Consider the following 16,805-nt stretch of genomic DNA (forward strand, 5'->3'; position numbering starts at 1 on the left):
CTCCTAACCGAGCAGGCCGACCTGGGGACCCCAGGTGTCGGACAGGGCAAATCCTGCTGCGAAGGGATCGTCGTCGGAGATACGCAACTGCTCCCGGCCATAGACGTAGGCCCGGCCGGTTATTCTCGGCAGAACGGCGCGGCGGCCGCCCACCTCGGTCTCGCCGATCGCCTCCGCGAGAAACTCACCGCCGATGATCGACCGGGACGTCCTGCGGTCGCCGACGGCGACCTCGCCGCGCGCATGCAGCACGGCAAGATTCGCCGAGCTGCCGGTCCCGCACGGCGAACGATCGACGCGGCCGGGCTGCAGCGTCGTGCAGGTCCGCACCGCGCCGTCGGCTTCGCATCCGCGAAACATCACATAGGCGATCTCGTCGATACCGCTGAGGACAGGATGAGCGACCGAGACCTGGCCTGATAGAAGCAACTTCAGCTCGATGCCGGCTTCCGCCAGCAGCCGCGCATTGGCAGGCGCAATATCGAAGCCGAACTGCTCGACATCCACCAGCGCATAGTAGACGCCGCCGAAGGCGACGTCGATCTTGATGCGGCCCCATTTCGGCGTGTCCACCTCCCTGTCCAGCGCTTCGGCAAAGCTCGGCACGTTGTCGAGGCTGACGGACAGGCAGCGGCCGTCGCGGCAGGCGGCGCGCGCGACGATGAGGCCGGCCGGCGTATCCAGGCGGACGATCGTCTCCGGTTCCGACATCGCCACCTGCCCGCTTTCGAGAAGTGCGGTGACCACGCAGATACAGTTGCTGCCGGACATGGCGTGGGCGCGATCGGCCTGGAGGACGATGAAGCCGGCGTCCGCATCGCTGCGTGTCGGCTCGACCAGCAGGTTCACCGACATGGCGACATTGGCGCGTGGCTCGAAGGTGACGAAGCGGCGCAGGCTGTCGTCGACCGTGTTGATGTGGTCCATTTTGTCGAGCATCGTGGCGCCGGGTATTTCAGGCGCTCCCGACATAATGACCTTGCCGATCTCGCCCTGGCAGTGGACCTGCAGCAGATCGAGGGTCCGGTTCCAGTTCATTCGGCCGCCTCCGGCTTGATGTACCAGCCCCAGGAATCCTCGCTGGCGAAGCGGGTGATCTGCTTGGTCTCGAGATAGTTGTCGAGACCCCAGCGTCCGAGTTCGCGGCCGATGCCGGATTCCTTGTAGCCGCCCCAGGGCGCCTCGGTGAATGTCGGCTGCGAGCAGTTGATCCAGACGATCCCGGCGCGGAAGGCGGCCGCGACGCGCTCAGCCCGGATGTCGTCCTTCGACATGACGGCGGCCGCCAGACCGAAGCGGGAATCATTGGCGAGTTCGACCGCCTCCTCTTCTGACTTGAACGGCCGGATGCAGACAACAGGCCCGAAGATCTCCTCCACCCAGGCGGCGCTGTCGAGCGGAACGTCGGTCAGAACGGTCGGCTGGAGGTAGTGACCCTTGTCGAATCCTTCGGGGCGGACGCCGCCGCAGGCGACGGTCGCGCCGGCCCGCCGCGCCTCCTCGATCGCCGCGACGACCTGCTCGTGCTGACGCTTGGAAACCAGCGGCCCAAGCAGCACGCCCTCGTCCAGGCCATTGCCGATCTTGATCTTGTTGGTTTCCTCGACCAGACGCGCTAGCAAACCTTCGTAGATGGTGTCCTGCACGAGGACTCTTGACGTCGCCGAGCAGACCTGACCCTGGTTCCAGAAGATGCCGAACATGATCCATTCGACGGCCTTGTCGATATCGGCGTCCTCGAAGACGACGAAGGGCGACTTGCCGCCGAGCTCCAGGCTGACGCGCTTGATATCGCGGGCGGCGGCCGCCATGATTTTCGAGCCGACCGGGCCGGAGCCGGTAAAGGCGAGTTTATCCACTTGCTTGTGATCGATGATCGCCTGGCCGGCAACCGATCCGGCGCCGGTTACGATGTTGAGGACACCTGGAGGCAACCCGGCTTGATCGGCGACATCAGCCAGTTCGAGCGCCGTCAGCGATGTCAGTTCGGCGGGCTTCAGCACCACGGTGCAGCCGGCGGCGAGTGCGGGGGCAACCTTCCATGCCGCCATCAGCAGCGGGTAGTTCCAGGGAATGATGGCGCCGGCCACGCCGATCGGTTCGCGCACCGCCTTGGAGGTGAAGCGCTGGTCGGGAAGCGCGATCGCCTCCTCGGGATTGTTGTCGAGCTGTTCGGCCAGACCCGCATAGAAATCGAAGCAGCCGGCCGCGTCGGCGATGTCCCAGTCGGCCTCCGGAAACGGCTTGCCGTTGTCAAGAACTTCGAGGCGGGCGATCTCGGCCTGACGGGCGCGGATTCCGTTGGCAATCGCGCGAAGATATCCGGCGCGCTGGGCGCCCGTCAGCTTCGGCCAGCCGCCCTTGTCGAAGGCCCGGCGAGCCGCTTTGACGGCGAGATCGACATCTTCGGCTGTTGCGGCTCCGATCGTCTGGATCACCTCCTCCGTCGCGGGGTTGGTCACCTCGCAGGCGCCGCCCTTGACCGGCTTCACCCATTTTCCGTCGATATAGAGTTCGCTTCGCATGTTCACTCCCTTTCTCCTTGCGACGGCACCGCTCTCAGAAGCGATCGACGCGATAGGGTTGCATATCCACGGGCGGCTGAACGCCGGTGATGAGGTCGGCCATCAGACGGCCGGTCGTGGCCGCATAGGTAAGGCCGAGATGTCCGTGGCCGGTTGCGTACCAGACGTTGCGGCGCTTGGCTGATGGACCCATGACCGGAACGGTGTCAGGCAGCGCCGGGCGATGCCCCATCCACTCCGTCGCCTGCCGGACCTGCAGATCCGGCAACGCCTCCTGAGCCCGCTTCACCAGAATCTTCGCGCGCCGATAATCCGGGGACGCGTCGAGGCCGGCCATCTCGACCGTGCCGCCGACGCGGATGCCGCCCGCCGTCGGCGTGACCATGAAGGCGCGCGCCGGCCAGATGATGGAATGGCGCATCGAGATACCGGGCTCCATGATCTGCGTGTGGTAGCCGCGCTCGGTTTCGAGCGGGATATGTTCGCGCAGCAGAGCGGAAAGCCGGGCGGTGAAGGCGCCGGCAGCCAGCACGACGTTCTCGGTCGTAAGGCTGCGCCCGTCCGCCAGCCGGAGAGCGGAAACACCGGCCTCGCCCTGCTCTAAGCCGGCGATCTCACCACGGACGGTCCTGCCGCCGAGCGCCTCGAACCTTTCGGCAAGGGCGGTGACAAGCCTGTAGGGGTCGGTGATCGACCGGTTGTCGGGAAAGAGCACCGCCTTGCCGATCTTCGTCGTCAAAAAAGGCTCGAGATCCCGGATGGCGTTGCCGCCGAGAATTTCGTACCTGAAACCGAACCGTTCCAGGATTTCGATATGCTCGCGATCGGCCTTGAATTCGGCCTCGTCGGTATAGAGGCTGAGGCAGCCCTCCACCGTCAGCATGTGCGTCAGGCCGGTTTCCTTCAGCAGCGCGTCCAGATCGTCGTAGACGCGGCCGCAGAGCGCGGCGCCGGCCGCCTCCAGCGCCCTCAGCTTGGAGGGACGGCTGGCGGCCAGGAACCTGAGGAACCAGGGCACCAGCTTCGGCAGGTAGCCAGGCCGGATTCGTACCGGCCCCTCCGGGTCGAGCAGCCATTTCGGCATCTGCGCCCAGATGCCGGGCCGCGAGGCCGGCATGAACTCGGTGACTGCGATACTTGCCATGTTGCCGTAGGAAGCGCCGAGGCCCGGCGCGTCGCGATCGACAAGCGTCACGGAAAGCCCGCGGCGCTGGAGTTCATAGGCGATGGTGACGCCGATAATGCCGGCGCCGACGACCACGATGGATGACACGGCGAACCTCATAATTTCAGTGGTCCCTGGCGCGGCTTGGCCGCTCCAGATCTGTTACCAATTGAGGATCGGCTGCATCGCGGCCTTGAATTCGGCCTTTTCCTGCGGTGTCAGTTCGCCGAGCGGCGCGCGGCATATACCCACGGGCAAGCCCTGAAGCTCGCAGCCATACTTGATCTTCTGCACGAACTTGCCGCTTTCGAGGATGTTCATCGCCCGGTAGAGCGTTTTCATCTGCTCGCGCGCCTTATCCAGATCGCCGGATCGGAACGTGCGGTCGAGGTCACAGCAGGCCTTGGCCATGCAGTTCGACGGTCCGCAGATCCAGCTTTCGGCGCCCCAGAACATGAAGTCGAGCGCGATATCGTCTGAGCCGCTGACAAGCTGGATCTTGCCGTCATAGCGGCTGGCGATGTCGACCGCGCGCTGCAGCACGCCCGAGCTTTCCTTGATCCCGATCACGCGCGGATTATCGGCAAAATGATCCATCAGCTCGAAACTGATGTCCGAACCATCCTTGGCCGGATAGGAATAGAGGACGAGGCTCACATCGACGGCGCCGAGGACGGCTTCATAGTGCTTGATGAGCTCCGTTTGTGTCGGACGGGTATAAAATGGCGGCGCCAGCAGGACCGTGTCATAACCGATATCCCTCGCCATCGCCGTCTGCTCGATCACCTCGCGGGTGGCGGGCGCGTTGGTGCCGGCGATCAGAATTTCGCCCGGCCTGGCAAAATCCTTGACGAACTGCAGCACGTCGCGGCGCTCTTCCCTGGATTGGCTGAAATACTCTCCGGTCGAGCCGTTTGGAACCCAGCCGGTGACGCCTGCCTCGCGCAGATGCGTCAGAAGCCTTTCGAGCGCCTTGAAGTCGATCCTGTTGTTCGCGTCGAAGGGAGTGATGAGCGCGGGCATGACGCCGGAAAGTTTCATGGGATTTCTCCTGTCCTGGGAAAGACTGATTAGATTGCGAGCTTCTTGAGAATGCGCCCCTCTATGAGGGAGACGGCCCGCGTGAGTGGGAAGGCGATGACGAAGTAGATGAGGGCGACGACCGTCAGCACTTCGACGGGACGGGCGGTGTTGTTGGAGATGTTCTGGCCGACGAACATCAGGTCCGCCATGCCGACGGCCGAGACCAGGGCGCTCTCCTTGAAGAGGCTGACGCAGTTCGACAACAGCGTTGGGATTGCGCGCAGCACCGCCTGCGGCAGCACGACGTTGACGACCTGGGCCCTTTTCGGCAGACCGAGGGCGACGCAGGCGTCCAGTTGCTCCCGGCCGATCGACTTGAGGCTCGCCCGAAAGGTCTCGCTGGTGATCGCCCCCATATAGAGCGTCAGCGCGATGACGCCGGACGCCAGGTTCGAGAGCTCGATGCCGAGGAGCAGCGGCAGGCAGAAGAAGATCCAGAAGAGCTGGATAAGCACCGGCGTGCCGCGGAAGAATTCGACATAGGCGCCCGAGACCGCGCGAAGCGCGAGGTTGCGCGACGTCCTCATCAGGCCGACGAGAAAGCCGAGGGTGCATCCGAGCACGATGCAGATGACCGTCAGCTTGATCGTCATCCACAGGCCGAGCAGAAGGGCGTTTTCGAAACGCAGCAGGATCGAAAAGTCGAGAGTCATCCGGGCCTCCTAGCTGACGAGGATCTGGCGGCGGCGTTCGAGCAGGCCGACGATCTGGGTTATCGGGAAGGACACGGTGAAATAAATGAGAGCGACGACGGTGAAGGTCTCGATCGGGCGATAGGTCTCGGTGGCCAGCGTCTTGCCCTGGTACATCAGGTCCTGGATCGCCACGATCGCAACCAGCGCGCTCTGCTGGAAGATGACGATGCCGTTGGTCAGAAGCACCGGGATCGAGGCGCGGAAGGCCGTCGGGAAGACGATGTGGAGAACACGCTGCAGCGGATTGAGGCCGAGCGCGATGCCGGCGTCGAGCTGTTCGCGCGGCACCGCCTGGATGGACGCCCGGTACGCCTCGGCGTTGAACGCCATCAGATTGAGGCCGAGCGCCATGATGCCCATCGTCACCGGGTCGAGGAAGACGTCGAACAGCATCGGTACGCAATAGAATATCCAGACGATCTGGACGATGGCCGGCGTGCAGCGGAAGAATTCGACGAACAGCATGAACGGCAGCCGGACGATCCGGTAAGGGCTCATGATCAGCAAAGCGAGCGCGAAGCCGAAGACGATACCGATGACATTCGCCGCAGCCGTCAGTTCCAGCGAAACCCACAACCCCTGCAGAAGCGGCGCCAGCGAAACCGCGTTGAAGTCGAACGTGTAGTTCATGGGTGCCCCTCCCTACTGCTTGATATGGAAGACGCGGTCGATGAATTCCTTGGTGCGCTCCTCGCGCGGGGCGCCGAGCACCTGCTCGGGAGGGCCGTCCTCGACGACCACGCCACCGGCGCAGAAGATCACGCGGGAGGCGATGTTCTTGGCGAACCACATGTCATGGGTGACGATCATCATCGGCATGTCCTGGGCGGCGAGTTGCAGGATCACCTGCTCCACCTCGCTGATGAGCTCGGGGTCGAGGGCCGACGTGACTTCGTCGAAAAGCATCAGCTTCGGGTCGAGCATGAGTGCGCGGGCGATGGCGACACGCTGCTTCTGGCCGCCAGAAAGTTGGGCCGGGTAGGCCTTGGACTTGGCGCCGAGCCCGAACCGCTCGAGCAGCGCCTGAGCGCGGGCCGCGGCCTTCGCCTTGGCTTCTCCACGCACTTTGCAGGGAGCGAGGATCAGGTTCTGAAGGACGTTGAGATGCGGAAACAGCGTGTAATGCTGAAAGACCATGCCGATCGAACGGCGGACATTGGTGTCGATCTGGGTCTTCCTCCCTGCCCCGTCGGAAGAAATATAAGGCTTTCCATCGAAATTGACCGACCCGCTGTCGATCTGCTCGAGCCCCATCATCACTCTCAGCAGCGTGCTCTTGCCGCCGCCGCTGGGACCGATGACGACGACGCGTTCGCCGGGCTTCATTTCGATGTCGATGCCTTTCAGCACCTGAATGGCTCCGTTGCCGTAGCTTTTGTGGAGCGCCTGCATTTTCACGAGGGGAAGGCTGAAGGACGTGGTCATGCCAATCTCCGATGATCGAAGCTGGAGAGGGCCGGCGCGATCTTCGCACCGGCCCGGCGAGGTTACTTTGCGCCCTTGAGGACTTCGTCGACCGCCTTCTTGATCAGTTCGTCGACGTGACCGGTCGCGACCTTCTCTTCGAGGAAGATATCGACCACCTCGACGTCGGCAGCCGAGAGATTGTGCGGCAGGCCGAAGGCGACGCCCTGCTTGGCGAGCGCCGGCGTCGGATTGAGCGCCACCGCCCAATCCGGGTTCGACTGGGTGAAGAGCTGGTTGGTGTCGGAGGCGTCGACCAGGATGTCGGCACGCTTCGAGGTTACCGCCAGGCGGGTCTCGTCATTGCCGGGAAGACGCATGATCGTGGCGTTCTTCACCGCTGCGGAAATGGCCTTGTCCTGCGCCGTGCCCGACATGACGGCGAGCGTCACGCCTGCTTTGTCGATATCGGTGACCGAAGCAGCACCAGCCGTAATCTTCGGATTGTTTTTGTTATAGGCGAGCGAGATCTGGTACTCCATCGCCGGGATCGAGAACTGCACCGCCATGGCGCGCGTCGGCGTCCGGTTCAGCGCCAGCGACAGATCCCATTTGCCCGCCTGCAGGCCGGCGACGATATTGTCCCAGGTCGTATCGACGAATTCGGGCTTCACCTTCAGCACATCGGCAAATTCCTTGCACAGATCGGCGAAGAAGCCGGAATATTCGCCGGTCGCCGGATCACGCATGACATAGGGCGGCGCGACAGCCGCACCGCAGCGCAGCACACCCGCCTTCTGCACGCCCTGCCAATATCCCTCGGCGGTCTCAGCCCGTGCGGCGGTTGCGGAAAGGCCTCCCATCAGGGCGAGCGCGGGCAGCGCCCGCAAGGCGGACGTCATCAACTTCGAAAGCATCGGCATTCCTCTTTTGCTGTGCGCGAAGCGCGCGGTTCCACTCGTCGGCTGTAGCCGTTTCTGTTATTTTTTTGTCGGCTCCGTGTCGACTGAGAATATTAAGTCAACAGCGTGTCGACAAAGTCAAGTGGAAAAATTACATTGCCGACACGCTGTTTTTCTGGCCCAATGGCATCCGCGTCGAGAGAAAGGGACCTAAGTGTCTGATGAATCGGAAGTGAAACGAATCCGCGGGACCGGCTGGAAGAACGTCTACGAAACGCTTCGCAACGAGATCCTGGCACTCACTTTGCCGCCCGGTCAGCTTCTCGATGAGATGACGCTTGCCGAGCGTTTCGACATGTCGCGCTCGCCGGTCCGCGAGGCCCTGATCCGGCTCGGCGCCGACGAACTGGTGGTGACGCTTTCGAACCGAAGCACGATCGTGGCGCCGATCGAAGTGGCGACGTTTCCGAAATATGTGGAAGCGCTCGACATCGCGCAGCGCATGAATACGCGGCTTGCCGCAGCATTGAGGACCGAGGCCGACCTGAAGATCATCACCAAGCGGCTGAAGTCGTTCGAAGCGGCTGTTAAAACCGGCAATCATCTGGCCATGTCGGAAGCTAACAAGGAATTCCACATGGCGATCGCCCATGCCGGAAAAAACCAGTATCTGGCCTCGTTCTACGAGAAACTGCTGTCGCAGGGGCAGCGCATGCTCCACCTGCATTTCGAATATCTGGAGCGGACCCACGAGGGCTACCTCCTGACCGACGAGCACTCACTCATGCTGAATGCCATCAGGGACAAGGACGTGGAGCTCGCCGACGAACTCGCCCATGCCCATACCCGCCAGTTCCAGGACAATTTCATCAATTTCATGCGCGAGAACTACACGACGGATGTCGCGTTGGGCCCGCTGCGGGCCGCGGAGTAATCACGTGACAGTCAAGCCTATTGGATTCGTCGGCACCGGCGCGATTACCGAAGCGATGGTTCGCGGGCTTCTCGCAGAACCGGCCTATGCCTCCGAGATTCACGTCTCTCCACGAAGCGCTCACATCGCCGCGACGCTCGCCGACGAATTCGCCGCCGTCAGAATTGCCAAGGACAACCAGGACGTCGTCGATCGCAGCGACATGGTGTTCCTGGCGATACGGCCGCAGGTCGCCGAGGAGGTCGTGCGCGCGCTGTCGTTCAGGGATGGCCAGATGGTCGTCAGCCTCGTTGCGGCGACGGAGCGCCAGGCCCTCTCCGAATGGATCGGCGCCGACGTGCACCTCGTGCAGGCGATCCCCCTGCCCTTCGTCGCCGGCCGGCAAGGCGTCACCGCCATCTATCCGCCAGATACCGCCGTCGCAGCGCTTTTCGATATGCTCGGAACGGCTGTCCAATGCCAGTCGAGGAAGGAATACGATCTTCTCGCGGCAGCGAGCGCAATGATGTCGACCTATTTCGGCATCATGGAGCAGGTTGCGGTCTGGCTGGAAAGAAGCGGCCTCGAAAAGGCGAAGGGACAGGCCTATATCGCCCAGCTCTTTGCAAGCCTCGCGCAGAAAGCGAACAGGCCCGGCAACGAACCGTTCAGCGCGCTGAGCCGCGAATTCGCGACCAAGGGCGGACTGAACGAGCAGGTTTTTTCCGACTTCGAGAAGAAGGGCGGCCTTGCCGCTCTGACCGCCGCACTCGACGGCGTGCTTGCCCGCATCGAGGGCAGGAACTAAAAAGTCGGCGGCGTGCAGGCGCTGATAACCTCGCAGGGCACGGGCCCGACGCAGCGGAAACGGTGCGGGCGCCTGCTTTCGAAATAGTAGGCGTCACCCGGTCCAAGGATGCGCCGCTCGTCGTCGACCGTGACCTCGAGCCTTCCCGAGAGCACGATCCCGCCCTCCTCCCCCTCGTGAACAAGCGGAACCTTTCCGGTGTCGGCGCCCGGCTGGTAGCATTCCTTGAGGATTTGCAGGCTGCGTCCGAACAGGTTTTCCCCAACCTGCCTGTAGGAGATGGCACCCTTGCCGATCTCCACCAGTTCCTCGGCCGCATAAAAAGCCTTCTTTGGACGTTCGGGCTCGAAGGCGAAGAATTCCGCCAGACCGATGGGAATGCCGTCGAGAATCCGCTTCAAGGCCCCGACCGACGGATTGGAGGCGTTCGATTCGATCAGCGAGATCGTCGAATTGGGAACGCCGGTGCGTTTGGCGAGCTCGCGCTGGGAAAGCTTATGGGCGATGCGGAGATGGCGAAGGCGGTTGCCGATATCGACGGACATGATGTGTTCGTTTGTCTTGTTCAGAATATCGAAAATGTATCCCTTCACCTGTTATATTTCAATGGGTTATATCGGCGAAGAAAAGGACTTGTTTGAAAAGGAGAAATCGCCATTCTCGGCGCATTCCAAGGAGGCCAGGATGGACCAGCTCAACAAGACGAACGCGCCCGTACTCGACAATTTCTGGATGCCGTTCACCGCGAACCGGCAGTTCAAGGCGACGCCGCGGCTTCTCGCGGCTGCAGAGGGCATGTACTACACCGACGTCGATGGACATCAGGTGCTTGACGGCACGGCCGGCCTCTGGTGCTGCAATGCCGGCCACGGCCGAAAGAAGATCGCGCAAGCGGTCGAGCGGCAGCTTGCAACGCTGGACTATGCGCCGACCTTTCAGATGGGGCATCCGATCGCCTTCGACTTCGCCGCGAAACTGGCCGCGAATGCGCCGGGTGGTCCGAAAGCCAAGCTCGACAGGGTGTTCTTCACCGGCTCGGGTTCGGAATCGGTCGATACGGCGCTGAAGATCGCCATCGCCTACCAGCGCGCCATCGGCCAGGGCACCCGCACGCGGATCATCGGGCGCGAAAAGGGCTATCACGGCGTCGGCTTCGGCGGCATTTCCGTCGGCGGCCTGGTCAACAATCGCCGGGTTTTCCCGCAAATACCGGCCGACCATATGCGCCATACGCTCGACATTGAGCGCAACGCGTTTTCGAAGGGCCTTCCCGCTCATGGCGTCGAACTGGCGGATGATCTCGAGCGGCTGGTGCAACTGCACGGCGCCGAAACCATCGCCGCCGTCATCGTCGAGCCGATGTCGGGATCGGCGGGCGTGGTCCTGCCTGCGAAGGGTTATCTGGAAAAGCTGCGCGCGACTGCCGACAAGCACGGAATCCTACTAATCTTCGACGAGGTCATCACCGGCTTCGGGCGTCTGGGCGCTCCTTTCGCGACCGACTATTTCGGCGTCGTGCCCGACCTGATCACCACGGCAAAGGGCATCACCAACGGCACGATCCCGATGGGGGCGGTCTTTGCCAGCCGCAAGGTCTATGACGGCCTGATGGTCGGACCTGATAATGCGATCGAACTCTTCCACGGCTACACCTATTCCGGCCATCCGGTCGCCTGCGCAGCCGGGCTCGCGACGCTCGAGATCTACGAGGAAGAGGGCCTGCTGACCCGCGCGTCCGATCTCGCCGAATACTGGCAGGAAGCTCTCCATTCGCTGAGAGGCTCGCCCAACGTGGTGGACATCCGCAATCTCGGCCTGGTCGGCGCGGTGGAATTGGCGCCGAGAGCCGCGGCGCCAGGAACCCGCGCCTACGACGTCTTCGTCGACTGCTTCAACAAGGGCCTGCTGATCCGCGTGACCGGCGACATCATCGCCCTCTCGCCGCCGCTGATCATCGAGAAGGCTCAGATCGACACGATCGTCTCGACGCTCAGCGATGCGTTGAAGCGCGCCGCATGACCTTCTCCCGATGCGGCGGCAAACGGGCCGCCGCATCCTGCTATCCCACCGGCACCCCAAGCCCGACCTTGACCCGATCCATTGCGACGAAGGTCCGGAAGCGTTTGACGTTGTTGTTGCCGAAGAAGAGCCTGCGCGTCAGAGCCTCGTAGTCGGCCATCGACGGCACGATGATGACCAGGATGAAATCCGCTTCGCCGGTGACGTAGTAGCATTGCTGGATCTCGGCCGCGGCCGTGAATTCACGCTTTGCCTGCTCGATCTGCTCGGCGGTTTCGCTGATGACCTCCACTTCGACGAAGATCGTGATGGATTGTCCGACCGCGTCCGGCTCGACGACCGAGACATCCGCCCGGATGACGCCCTCCTCCCGCATTCGCTTGATCCGACGCTGAACGGCCGGTGCGGAAAGGTTCACCGCATCGCCGATCGTTCGCTGCGGGGTCATATTGTCCCGCTGAAGAATGGCGAGGATTTTCCGGTCGAAATCGTCGAGATGCGGCGGATGAACGGGGTTGCGCAAACCGATGCTCCAATGAAACAAAATTGCAAATGAACGGCCAAATATCAGCGCCTTTTTCGTGTTCGCTGCAATAGAGTTCAACGAAACCCACATAAAGGTGCGCGATGTTTCTTTTGAACAGCACGGCAGACTATCGTCTGGCACTTGACCCGAGAGATGAGAAAACGCTCGACGCCTCCGCCGCCGTGGAGGTGGAACGCCACCTGGCTTTCCGGAAGGACCATGCGGTAACGCCGCTCGTGGCTTTGCCCGGATTGGCGAGCGAAATCGGCGTCGCCGCAATCCACGTCAAGGACGAAGGCCACCGCCTCGGGCTTGGAAGTTTCAAGGCGCTCGGGGGAGCCTATGCGGTGATCCGCCTCGTCCTCAAACAGGCCGAGCAGCAGCTTGGCCGCGTCGTCGATATGGCGGAGCTGCATTCGTCCGAGGTTCGCGCCATTGCGCAGACGATGACGGTCGCCTGTGCGACCGATGGCAATCATGGCCGTTCGGTTGCCCAGGGTGCGCAGTTGGTCGGTGCGCGCGCCGCAATCTTCGTCCACGCAGGCGTCAGCGGCGAACGCATCGCCGCCATCGCCCGCTTCGGCGCGGAGATGATCCGCGTCGAGGGAACCTATGACGACGCCGTCCGCGAAGCGGCCCGCGTGGCCGAGGCGAACGGCTGGATCATCGTTTCGGATACGTCCTGGCCGGGCTATGAGCGGATCCCCGGTCTGGTGATGCAAGGCTATACCGCCCTTGTCAGGGAAGCGCTCCGACAGATGCAGGAACCGCCGACTCATGTGTTTATCCAGTCCGGCGTCGGGGGAATTGCCGCAGCGGTCGCCGGCCATCTGGCCATCGAGTTCGGCAAAAATCGTCCGGTCTTTACGGTAGTCGATCCCGCCCGCGCGGCATGCCTGTTCGAGACGGCGCGGGCCGGGCGTCCGGTGACGGTCGCCCATGGCGAACCGACCGTCATGGCGATGCTCGAATGCTACGAACCCTCCCTTGTCGCATGGCGGATTCTTGCCCGCGCCGCCGACGCCTTCATGACGGTGGATGAGGCGGATGCGACCGACATCATGAAGCGTCTTGCCAACCCGGTCTCCGGCGACCCCGCCGTCGTTGCCGGCGAAAGCGGCGGTGTCGGCCTCGCAGGCGCCATCAAGGCCGTCGCCGACCCGGCGCTCAGGGCAGCGCTCTCGATCGACGGCCGCTCCCGTATCTTCGTGGTGAATACCGAAGGCGCAACCGATCCCGGCAAATATCAAGAGATCGTCGGACTGTCGCCCGCAGCAGTCGCCGCCAGGAACCGTAAAGGAGCCCTGACATGACCGGACAATCGATCGATGCCGCGCGTCTCCTCGGCCGGATCCGGACGCTCGGCGAGATCGGCCGGGATGCCGACGGCCGACTGATCCGGCTGGCGGCCTCCGATACGGAGAAACTCGGCCGCGACCGGTTCGTCGCCTGGATCGAGGGCGCGGGACTTCAAGTCGCCGTCGATCGCATCGGCAATATCTTCGGCATCTGGAAGCCCGATAGCGTGACCGACAACGCACCCCTCATGCTAGGCTCGCATATCGACACGGTCATCGGTGCCGGCATTTACGACGGCTGCTACGGCACGCTTTCCGGGCTTGAAGTGATCGAAACGCTGAGGGCAGAAGGCTTGACGCCGTCTCGTCCGATTGTCGTCGCGGCCTTCACCAACGAGGAAGGCGTGCGCTACACGCCCGATATGATGGGGTCGCTGGTCTATGCCGGCGGCCTGGATGTCGATACGGCGCTTGCCACCATCGGCACCGATGGAACGATCCTCGGCGACGAACTCGAGCGGATCGGCTATGCCGGCGAGCGTCAACCAGGATTCCCTAGGCCGCATGCCTATATCGAACTCCACATCGAGCAAGGGCCGGTGCTTGAGCGCGAGGGCATTCGCCTCGGTGCCGTGGAACATCTGCAAGGCATCTCCTGGCAGAAAGTTGTTATCACGGGAGACGCCAATCACGCGGGAACGACACCGATCTCCATGCGCCGCGACGCGGGTCATGCGGCCGCACGGGTCGTGACCTTCCTGCGTGACCGGGCGCAGGCATCGAACACGCCGACGGTCGCCACGGTCGGCTGCATGCGGTTCGAACCGGATGTCATCAACGTGATCCCGTCGCGGGCGACGTTCACGGTCGATCTCCGTGACCCGGACGAAGAACGGTTGAGAGAAGAGGAAGCCGCGCTCGCGACGTTCCTGGACAGGCTATCGGCCGAGGAGCAGGTCGGCGTATCGGTGGAGAGGCTTGCCCGGTTCGAACCAGTCAAGTTCGATCAGAACATCGTGAGGCTGATCGAAGAGGCGGCGCGGGAACGGGGCCTCGCCTGCCGGCGGATGACCTCCGGTGCCGGCCACGATGCGCAGATGATCGCCGGGATCGCCCCGTCGGCGATGATCTTCGTGCCAAGCATCGGCGGTATCAGCCATAATCCGAAGGAATATACCGACGACGAGGATCTCGTCGCAGGCGCAAACATCCTGCTCGATGTCGTTCGCCGGCTTGCCACGGAAGGATTGCCGGCATGACCACCGACAAGGACGCTTTACATGCAGAGATGACGGCGTGGAGACACAATCTTCACACGTACCCCGAATTCGGCTTCGAGGAGCAGCGGACCTCCGCCTTCGTCGCCGCAAAGCTGCGGGAATTCGGATTCGACGAGATCGTCGAGGGCGTCGGCGGCACAGGAGTCGTCGCAACGCTGAAGCGCGGCAGCGGCAACCGCGCCATCGCGCTGCGCGCCGACATGGATGCACTCAGGATCAGCGAACAGACGACCGTCCCGCACCGATCTCAAAACCCGGGCGTCATGCATGCCTGCGGTCACGACGGCCACACCACGATGCTGCTCGGCGCCGCAAAGATCCTGGCTGGTGAAGGCGGCTTCGACGGCACCGTGCGCTTCATCTTCCAACCGGCCGAAGAATGGGGCAAGGGGGCGCTGGCGATGATCGCCGACGGGCTCTTCGAAAGATTTCCCTTCGACGAGATCTACGGCATCCACAACCTGCCGGGGATCGGCGTCGGCAGCTTCCAAACGCGCCCTGACGCGATCATGTCGGCCGAGGACAATTTCGAGATTACGCTGACGGGCATCGGCGGCCATGCCGCAAGGCCGCACTGGGGCAACGAGGTGCTCGTCGCGGCATGTGCGCTCGTGACCAATCTGCAGACCATCGTCTCCAGGCGGCTGGATCCGGCCGATATCGGCGTCGTGTCCGTCACGGAACTGATCACCGACGGCACGAGGAATGCGCTCCCCGGCCTCGCTCGCATTCTGGGCGATGCCCGCAGCTTCCGTTCGGAGATCAGCGAGACGATCGAGAAGCAGATGCGCCTGATCGCCGAGGGCACGGCCATGACCTACAACGTCAAGGCCGATGTGATCTACACCAGGGAATTCGTGCCTCTCATGAACGACCCTGTCTTGACGGAGGAAGCCCTGACCGTGGCACGTGATCTCTACGGTGTTTCGAACGTCGCCATCGCGAGTAAGCCGATGACCGGATCCGAAGACTTCGCGCAGTTCCTCTCGCGCGTGCCGGGCTGTTTCGTATTCCTGGGCAATGGCGTGCACTCGCCGCCGCTCCATAACCCGACCTATGACTTCAACGACGCCGGCCTCTCGCATGGAGCAAACTTTCACGCAGGGATTGTTCGTCGACGGCTCCACACAGGCTGATCTGTGAGACCGGGTGAGCGCTCAGCGCTTCAAGGTCTGAGACGGCAACTGGCCGAAGCGCTTCCTGTATTCGGCTGCAAATCGCCCCAGATGCGTGAAGCCCCATCTCAGCGCGATGTCCGCAATGCCCTGCCTGGCGTCGGATTCGAGCAAATCGCGATGGGCGGCAACCATCCGAAGTTCCTGCAGGTAGGCCATCGGGGTCGTATCCCTGAACTGCCGGAAACCCTGTTGCAAAGTCCGAACGCTGACCTTGGCTGCAATCGCGATGTCGTTGAGCGAAATCGGCTCGGCGATGTGTTCGTGCATGAAGTCGATCGCCCACTTCACATGGCGTGGGGCCGGTGTCGGTGCAGGGAGCGCAAGCTCGTTCGAATAGCGATTGGGACAGGCCTCCAGAAGCAGATAGATTGCGGCGTCGCAGAGCGAGCCGGCGGCCAGCGGCGACCGTTGCAGCGGTCCGTTGCCGCTGAGCCCGCGATGGAGGTTCGAGACAAGTTGCTGCAATACAAGCCCCGGACCGGTCGTCAGATCGATGTGAGGATGAAAATCGATGTCGCCGCTGATCGTTCGTTCGAACATCTGCGTGAGGTGGCTGATGATCTTCGCCTGATCGACGAACAGGCCGAAATGACGGCGAGGCCCAAACAGGCGGGCGCCTGCGGCACGACCTGCCTCAAGGATCGTACCACGCGCGGGGACCGAGTATATTTGCTCCCGCATGCCGTCGAAGAACGCGTTTCCCTCCATCGGCAGAAAAACGATCATCCTGTCGCTGGTCGCCTCCCGCCTGATCAGGATCGTGCCTTCGTAGGTGCAGTCGGCTACGGTCACCTCGTCTCCCACGGACACGAAATTGCAGCGGTACGCTATGGGCATATTGCCTTCCGCCACAACTTTGATCGGGGAGTTTGGCGTCGACAATACTTCCGAAAGCGCGTCCGGGTCTGTTCCGCTATGCGCCGTCTCCCGAAACGACATGCTCTGCATTGCCAGCTGCCGGGTGAGGCCGGCATTGTTATATGTTTGAGAACTAATGGACATTCTGGAC

The 16,805-nt window shown here is 62.8% G+C and carries 17 protein-coding genes; 6 read left to right on the forward strand and 11 right to left on the reverse strand.

What is annotated here, in order from left to right:
* Positions 1–3: 3 nt before the first annotated feature.
* The 8 genes from FHT69_RS28265 to FHT69_RS28300 all read right to left on the reverse strand — a co-directional run bounded on the left by FHT69_RS28265 (position 4) and on the right by FHT69_RS28300 (position 7,789).
* A complete protein-coding gene (locus FHT69_RS28265) occupies positions 4–1,038 on the reverse strand; it encodes a proline racemase family protein (protein ID WP_063474108.1) in 1,035 nt (344 codons plus the stop codon).
* On the reverse strand, positions 1,035–2,525 hold the full coding sequence (locus FHT69_RS28270; RefSeq protein WP_132574969.1) for an aldehyde dehydrogenase family protein: 1,491 nt from the start codon (positions 2,523–2,525) through the stop codon (positions 1,035–1,037). The genes FHT69_RS28265 and FHT69_RS28270 overlap by 4 nt, the downstream gene beginning before the upstream one ends.
* Before the next feature lie 34 nt (positions 2,526–2,559).
* A complete protein-coding gene (locus FHT69_RS28275; RefSeq protein WP_132574899.1) occupies positions 2,560–3,810 on the reverse strand; it encodes an FAD-binding oxidoreductase in 1,251 nt (416 codons plus the stop codon).
* A gap of 42 nt (positions 3,811–3,852) precedes the next feature.
* Positions 3,853–4,731, reverse strand: coding sequence for a 4-hydroxy-tetrahydrodipicolinate synthase (gene dapA / locus FHT69_RS28280; RefSeq protein ID WP_132574897.1), 879 nt, complete (start codon positions 4,729–4,731; stop codon positions 3,853–3,855).
* A gap of 29 nt (positions 4,732–4,760) precedes the next feature.
* Positions 4,761–5,426 carry an amino acid ABC transporter permease gene (locus FHT69_RS28285; protein ID WP_132574895.1) on the reverse strand — a complete coding sequence of 222 codons (666 nt, stop codon included), beginning with the start codon at positions 5,424–5,426 and terminating at the stop codon, positions 4,761–4,763.
* 9 nt (positions 5,427–5,435) lie between these two features.
* Positions 5,436–6,098: an amino acid ABC transporter permease gene (locus FHT69_RS28290; protein ID WP_132574893.1), complete on the reverse strand. Its 663-nt coding sequence runs from the start codon at positions 6,096–6,098 to the stop codon at positions 5,436–5,438.
* 12 nt (positions 6,099–6,110) lie between these two features.
* Positions 6,111–6,893 (reverse strand): amino acid ABC transporter ATP-binding protein, encoded by a 783-nt coding sequence (locus FHT69_RS28295; protein WP_132574891.1) that lies wholly within the window; start codon positions 6,891–6,893, stop codon positions 6,111–6,113.
* A gap of 62 nt (positions 6,894–6,955) precedes the next feature.
* Positions 6,956–7,789: a substrate-binding periplasmic protein gene (locus tag FHT69_RS28300; RefSeq protein WP_047616966.1), complete on the reverse strand. Its 834-nt coding sequence runs from the start codon at positions 7,787–7,789 to the stop codon at positions 6,956–6,958.
* A gap of 199 nt (positions 7,790–7,988) precedes the next feature.
* Here FHT69_RS28300 and FHT69_RS28305 point away from each other — a divergent pair, with 199 nt between their 5' ends.
* Entirely contained in the window at positions 7,989–8,708 is a 720-nt protein-coding gene (locus FHT69_RS28305; protein ID WP_047616841.1) for a GntR family transcriptional regulator, read from the forward strand.
* Complete coding sequence (locus FHT69_RS28310) at positions 8,674–9,495, forward strand: pyrroline-5-carboxylate reductase (protein WP_210304364.1); 822 nt, start codon at positions 8,674–8,676, stop codon at positions 9,493–9,495. Before FHT69_RS28305 ends, FHT69_RS28310 begins: the two co-directional genes overlap by 35 nt.
* On the opposite strand, the gene FHT69_RS28315 is transcribed toward FHT69_RS28310, so the two are convergent.
* A complete protein-coding gene (locus FHT69_RS28315; protein ID WP_132574887.1) occupies positions 9,492–10,040 on the reverse strand; it encodes a cupin domain-containing protein in 549 nt (182 codons plus the stop codon). The two genes, FHT69_RS28310 and FHT69_RS28315, sit on opposite strands and share 4 nt — an antisense overlap.
* Before the next feature lie 139 nt (positions 10,041–10,179).
* Between FHT69_RS28315 and FHT69_RS28320 the strand changes: the two genes are divergently transcribed.
* A complete protein-coding gene (locus FHT69_RS28320; protein ID WP_132574885.1) occupies positions 10,180–11,514 on the forward strand; it encodes an aspartate aminotransferase family protein in 1,335 nt (444 codons plus the stop codon).
* A 40-nt stretch (positions 11,515–11,554) separates the two neighbouring features.
* Here the strand turns inward: FHT69_RS28320 and FHT69_RS28325 are convergent, their stop codons facing one another.
* Complete coding sequence (locus FHT69_RS28325) at positions 11,555–12,037, reverse strand: Lrp/AsnC family transcriptional regulator (protein ID WP_047616969.1); 483 nt, start codon at positions 12,035–12,037, stop codon at positions 11,555–11,557.
* Between the two features lie 104 nt (positions 12,038–12,141).
* Here FHT69_RS28325 and FHT69_RS28330 point away from each other — a divergent pair, with 104 nt between their 5' ends.
* The 3 genes from FHT69_RS28330 to FHT69_RS28340 are packed head-to-tail and all read left to right on the forward strand — an operon-like array spanning position 12,142 to position 15,754.
* Positions 12,142–13,353 carry a diaminopropionate ammonia-lyase gene (locus FHT69_RS28330; RefSeq protein WP_132574883.1) on the forward strand — a complete coding sequence of 404 codons (1,212 nt, stop codon included), beginning with the start codon at positions 12,142–12,144 and terminating at the stop codon, positions 13,351–13,353.
* A complete protein-coding gene (locus tag FHT69_RS28335) occupies positions 13,350–14,597 on the forward strand; it encodes a Zn-dependent hydrolase (RefSeq protein ID WP_132574881.1) in 1,248 nt (415 codons plus the stop codon). The genes FHT69_RS28330 and FHT69_RS28335 overlap by 4 nt, the downstream gene beginning before the upstream one ends.
* Positions 14,594–15,754 carry a M20 aminoacylase family protein gene (locus tag FHT69_RS28340; protein ID WP_183906273.1) on the forward strand — a complete coding sequence of 387 codons (1,161 nt, stop codon included), beginning with the start codon at positions 14,594–14,596 and terminating at the stop codon, positions 15,752–15,754. The genes FHT69_RS28335 and FHT69_RS28340 overlap by 4 nt, the downstream gene beginning before the upstream one ends.
* A 21-nt stretch (positions 15,755–15,775) precedes the next feature.
* Here the strand turns inward: FHT69_RS28340 and FHT69_RS28345 are convergent, their stop codons facing one another.
* A complete protein-coding gene (locus tag FHT69_RS28345; protein ID WP_168333261.1) occupies positions 15,776–16,798 on the reverse strand; it encodes a helix-turn-helix transcriptional regulator in 1,023 nt (340 codons plus the stop codon).
* Positions 16,799–16,805 lie beyond the last annotated feature (7 nt).

It is taken from the genome of Rhizobium sp. BK008 (assembly GCF_014197345.1).
Taxonomy (GTDB): domain Bacteria; phylum Pseudomonadota; class Alphaproteobacteria; order Rhizobiales; family Rhizobiaceae; genus Rhizobium; species Rhizobium anhuiense.